This is a genomic window from Crocosphaera sp. Alani8 (genome assembly GCF_038442745.1).
In the GTDB taxonomy this organism is placed as follows: domain Bacteria; phylum Cyanobacteriota; class Cyanobacteriia; order Cyanobacteriales; family Microcystaceae; genus Crocosphaera.
The window spans coordinates 1-5,611 of the sequence record NZ_JARVCN010000217.1; the positions used below are offsets into that span (position 1 = coordinate 1).

Genomic DNA, 5,611 nt, shown 5'->3' on the forward strand with positions numbered 1-5,611 from the left:
ATGCTAATTGCTTATTTTTTTGTTTTGTTTTTTCTTCATGAATAATGCAGGTTATTTTTTTGTTTTGTTTTTTCTTCATGAATAATGCAGGCTATATCAGTGGGAATATCTGCTAAATTTAATGCTGTCATTTTTTTGGTTTATTAGTTAGTAAAATCAGGTCAAATTTGGTTTTGAAATTTTTATTTTCCAGAATGTGGTTGCCACAGTTCTTCCAATGCCGATTGCTCATCTATAGGATTTATATTGAGAATTCCGTATTTTTCTTCCAGTGCTACTTTTACAGCTTCTACTTGAAAGATAATCTTATTTAGTTGATCAAAAATAGCTTGCCCTTGAATTCTAAGGCAGTATTCACAAACATTAGAGCCATAATTAGTTGAATCTTTCATATTCTTTATCTAAGGTACAAAATAGTGAGGCAAATCAGAGGTAAGGGTGATTTAGATCACCCTAATTCCAATAAACTAAAAATCTATCTCTAAACTTATTGTTCTTGATAGTTATAAAAAATAAAACCGAGATTATCTGTGACACTGGTGACCCGTATTTAAACGGATGATTTTTATTCCTAAATAGGACAAAATAAGTTAACCAATAAATAAAAACTATTATGATTCGTCCCAAAATAGCACTATCTCAAAAGTCTTTTGACACATTAAAAAAAGAAGCTTTACGACAGCAAAAGCCTCTGCAAGTATTTTTATCAGAACTAATTCTTAAAGGATATATGCAATCGGAATTAGTAAGCTAACCAGCTAATATTTTATTTATTTATTTTAGATATTAATTATTCAATTATTCTTTTAAAATAGCTTTTTATTTTCACTAAAGCCAGAGAAATCATAAACATAATCTAACAAAAAAACAATGATCAAAATTCTTTTTGACAAAATATATTACTGGTTTGAATTTATTATAGATGTCCTATGGGAATCTTTTACTTTTACAGTTGCCTTGATTCTTGTTACGATCGCATCACTACTAATCACATTCTGTATTCTCTTTGTCGTATTTGCTTCATATCATTTTCTTACAACTACACTACCAACTTTATTTAGTTAATTCTTTATTGATAATACAACCATCTTTTTACTTTTAATTTGACTTTAATGAACAAGAAAAACTCACTCAAGAATAAAATTTTTCCATTGTTTTCTTAATTCGCTACGTAGCTCTCTAGCTATTTCTTTTTCTTTGACAGTGATATGACTTTCATTATTCTCAAGGGTTTTCTCCCCAAGACTTTTAATCAATTGTTCGATTTTTGGGGTCTTTATTAATTTTTTACTATCAAGCATTTGCTCATCAATTATTTTTGAAGTCTCAAATAATTCAGCTTTACTTATAACAAAATCTTTTGAATACTCAATTATACAGGTAAGCACCTCTTCTATTAGTTCTTTGATTTCTATTTCTGCAGCCATTTAAGTACCTCAATTTTTTCTAAAATTAGTAAATTAACTATTTTCCAAATGCAGTAACTGCATCTTATTTTACATTCTTTTCAAAAGTAGATCAATCCCGATAAACTTATCTGAATATAAAGTTTAAGTATAAAAATTAGACTTTCCAAAAAATATGAATACAATTTTAGGTGTAATTTACACAAATCACCGTGAGCATAAAAAATAACACTATTACATTGTCAATGGATTTGCAGACAAGAAAGAATCTAGAACACTTAGCGGAGCAATTTGACTGTACCTGGGGTGACAAACCAAACATTTGCAGACTGTTAAGGAAAATAGCCACAGGAGATATAGTTTTACAAGAACAAAATAGATTGGGTTATTTACAGAAAAAACAAAACCTTCGGGGAAGAATAAATGAGATCCAGATTCTTCTTACCGAGATTGATAATAATCTAACTTAAGATTTCTCTTCTAACTTTATTTAGTTCATGTTCAACCCTAACCACCACTTTTGTTAAAGCGTCCAATGGAAGATTTAAAATGAACACTGTTTTAAAGATTGAATAGTTTTCTATACCACACCCTAAAAATTTTGATTTCATCGTTATATAGTGTGCTTAAATCTAAAGACTATTAATCTCTGTTCATTGTACTTCATGATTTTTATTCTCTTTAATAATTTAAACATTAGAAAACTACCCTATAGGTTTAAAACTTCTTTGTGACCTGATAGGGTGTTTTTTTGTAGACTTAACTTTATTGGAGATCGGAGAAAGGAACCTCCCTTTCAACTGACCAATTGTCAGCTTTTAGAATAGCCATAGCGTTCTCCGTTATTCCAACCATTCGGAGATTAGTCGCATAAAGAAGAGTTTGTTTGAAGTTCGGATCATTACCGCAGTAGGAGACCCTTATCCCTTCGGTCTTTTCTGAGCTTGATTCTTGATTCTCAGTTTCCAAGGCTGAAGAAGATTTTTCCCCCGCTGGACTTTCCGAACTGTCATTATTAGTCTCGGTACTCGATAAACTTTCTTGGACTTCCCCCTCTGGTTTGTCTGCTCTCTGATCTTCTCTCTGATCCTGATCCATTGTTTTTTCTCTTTGATCCGGTAGGTGATCAGCTTCCGAGATCAGTGAGGTCACAGGTTCTAATTCTTGTGTGATGCTGGTTTCAGACTCTACCTGATCTCTCTGATCTTCCTGATCCTCGTTTTTGGGAATTTTTTCTAGAATTTTTTCTGGGTTTTTTGCAGAAAAAGGATCAGTAAGCTGGAAATCCGCATCCTGAGCAGGTTCTCTTTGATCTTCACCCTCCAGATCAGTGAGATCAGTAAGATTATCTGGATCAGTAAGATCAGTAAGACCAGGATCTGGGTCATGGTTAGGAGAACAATCGTTCTCCCACTTTAAGAAGTGCAGCCAGGGCCTTCCCTTCTTATTAGACCGTTTCCGCGAGATAACTTGGTCTAGCTCTGACAATTCAAATAGGCATTTACGTACTGAGTTATAAGCCGCTCCTAATTTCTTCGCAAGCTGATCGGCGGTGAACAATCGGTTACGCTGATTGCGTAAAAATCTTACTATCTGATCCTTCAAAAAGGTATCCCTTTCCTCTTCTCCTTCTTCCCCCTCACACTTCCAGAACCACTGCCCAGTCTCGTAGTCAAACTCGAAGGCTAACTTATATTGAGTAGGCCTTCTGAAGCGAGATTTTTCGATGATCAAGAGTCTTTCTGGTGAGGATGTCTTTGAGCCTTCTGAGGGAAATTTCAATGATAATACTTGACTTACGGAGTTATGGATTGCCTTCGTTCCCCTTGATTTCCCCTCACTATTGCTATGGTGAATTAACAATATTGAGATACCCAACTCTTGGGCTAAGTCTTTGAGTTGGAGTATCGGTCTGGCATACTCCGTGTCATTCTCGCTGACAATCGTATTACGATTCAAAGCCGTGAGACTATCGAGGACAACTACCTCTATCTGATTCTCTATAATCTCTCTTCTCAAGCTGGCTAGATTGTCGAACGACCACTTAGTCTTTACAAATATTCCGTGATCATCATTGAAGCCTCTGGCGTTAAGTGAGCGAACCATATCGTTAGCGGACTCATCGGTCTGCACCAACAAACAGCGACGGCTAGGAGCTGTGACGGGGAATTGTCCTCCCCAAGATGTGCCAGAAGCCATCGAGTAGCAAAAGTCATAAGCTAACCGAGTTTTCCCTACTCCACCAAGCGCATGAAGTAGGACAACTGATCCCTTCGGAAGCATCCCTTGTATGAACCAATCGTTAAGATTTTCACCGTACGCCGCCCTGAGTTCGGCTAAAGTTCGGATCGGTTCGTTGTTATCAGAAAGTAGAGAGGAAAGGTAAATTGACTCTAATTGCCTTTCCGAAATTTTGTATTCTTTAGCCAATTGAACAATTTTGAAACGCTTGTACTCTAGCTTTTCAAAATTGTTCTCGATATTCTTTATCTTCTGAATTATTCTGTCAACTGTTGCGGTATCAGAATCTTTATTTAAAGAATCTCGATATCGCCCTCTAGTTAAAGCGTGTACTTGTTCCTCGACTATCCCCAAATATAAACTATGATTATCTAGGATATTTTTGGGATCTATATTTTTCTCTTCATACCAATTTGAAAGATCCCCGGATTGGTAGTGCTGAGAGAACTCGATTAAATTATGCGCTAATTTCTGAGTTTCTCTTTGCAACCATTTCTGAATAACTAAACCAGCGTGAGTATCAATATTGACGGCAGAAACTGTATGGTCTAGCAGTTGGCTTAATTTTAGAATACCTCCAATTTTTGTCAATTCGTTTTTATCTTGCAAGTAAGCTTGCACCGAAATAAAATCAGTGGTACCTTTGGAGGCGAAAAGCTCAGTAATTCTCCTATACAGTATTTGATGGCTAGGAACATAAAAGTGTTTCGGTTCTAGCAAATCTTTAACTCTTGGAAAAGCTTCTGCGTCTAATAAGATTCCACCGAGGATATTTTCTTCGGCCTCAAGGGAGGAAGGGGAAAGCTGTGCCGCGATTGGATTGTTTCTGTTTGGATGTAACTGAGCTACCATTCGGAAAGTTAATATTAGTATGTATCCGAGACTTTTGTCTCGGGTTTTCTTTGGAGATTGTTATACCTCTTCATAAATTTTACCTCGGTGGATTGAACAGAAAAACTCTTAATATTTTCTTCCGAAAAAAGTACCAATTAGCTGCGCCGAAAGAAAGATTCTTAGATAACCTTTAGACAGCTAGGCGATCGGTTTTCAAACCGCGCTAGGTTCCTTGGCTGTGAGTGTTTGCTTGCTGGGCTGGGAACTCACAGTCGAACATTGTTGTATCAATTTAATACTATCCAATTTCTCCATGAAAATCACCGACTTTTGGAGTCATTTTGACGATTCTAGGCTACAAGAAGAGATATCCATACAATCTGGCTTCTCTACAATCCCAAACTGCACTTTAGCAGAACTACAAGAGGTTGCTATCAACTATAGATGGCTAGTTAAGACCCACTCAAATCACCTTGCTTTGATGGTCTCACGATTAGAAGAAAGCGAACTAAAAAGCTTAATTGCTGATATATTGAACGACGAACAAGGAAATGGAAATTATAAAAAATCCCATTTATACCTGTGGGATAATTTTTTAAGAAGTATAGGAGTTAAACATATTCCTAAAGAAGAATACAGAGTAGATCCGATGATTTTAGTTATCAACAATAGTTCTCTTGACTTTATATTAGGAGCAGAAGGGCTTGGAACTGAGTGTGTATGTGCTGTTTATTTAGAGGTATTTGAGAGATTTATAAATCAACACCCTTTTATTATTAGGAATAAAGACAAAATTGATTACGAGTTTTTTGATATTCACGTTAGAGGGGAGGATCAAGTCCACAAAATAAAGATTCGCAAAGCGGTTGAACAACTAATTAGGGAACAAAAAATTAATCCAAATTTGGTAATTATTGGCTACAATCACTCAAAGAAAACCTGGCGACAAACTTGGAATAAGTGGATTACTTTTGCTCAGCAAGTGCCGTCATAATACCTTCTAGCACTAGATATCCCAGTTTTTTCGTGACTAATAAGAAAGTTTTCTAACAGACTGTAAGATAATACCTTGAAGTACAGGGCAAACGCATCTAAAATGTAGGCAGAATTAAGTTATAATGTGTTCAAGA

4 protein-coding genes are annotated in these 5,611 nt (G+C 35.6%); 1 reads left to right on the forward strand and 3 read right to left on the reverse strand.

What is annotated here, in order from left to right; translation table 11 throughout:
* Positions 1 to 182: 182 nt before the first annotated feature.
* The 3 genes from P9B04_RS13325 to P9B04_RS13335 all read right to left on the reverse strand — a co-directional run bounded on the left by P9B04_RS13325 (position 183) and on the right by P9B04_RS13335 (position 4,499).
* Positions 183 to 392, reverse strand: a complete 210-nt coding sequence (locus P9B04_RS13325; protein ID WP_342055479.1) for a hypothetical protein — start codon at positions 390 to 392, stop codon at positions 183 to 185.
* A 735-nt stretch (positions 393 to 1,127) separates the two neighbouring features.
* Positions 1,128 to 1,427: a hypothetical protein gene (locus P9B04_RS13330; RefSeq protein WP_342055480.1), complete on the reverse strand. Its 300-nt coding sequence runs from the start codon at positions 1,425 to 1,427 to the stop codon at positions 1,128 to 1,130.
* Between the two features lie 744 nt (positions 1,428 to 2,171).
* A complete protein-coding gene (locus P9B04_RS13335) occupies positions 2,172 to 4,499 on the reverse strand; it encodes an AAA family ATPase (RefSeq protein ID WP_342055481.1) in 2,328 nt (775 codons plus the stop codon).
* Positions 4,500 to 4,794: 295 nt separating this feature from the next.
* On the opposite strand from P9B04_RS13335, the gene P9B04_RS13340 reads away from it, so the two are divergent.
* A complete protein-coding gene (locus tag P9B04_RS13340) occupies positions 4,795 to 5,475 on the forward strand; it encodes an iron-containing redox enzyme family protein (RefSeq protein ID WP_342055482.1) in 681 nt (226 codons plus the stop codon).
* Positions 5,476 to 5,611: the final 136 nt, after the last annotated feature.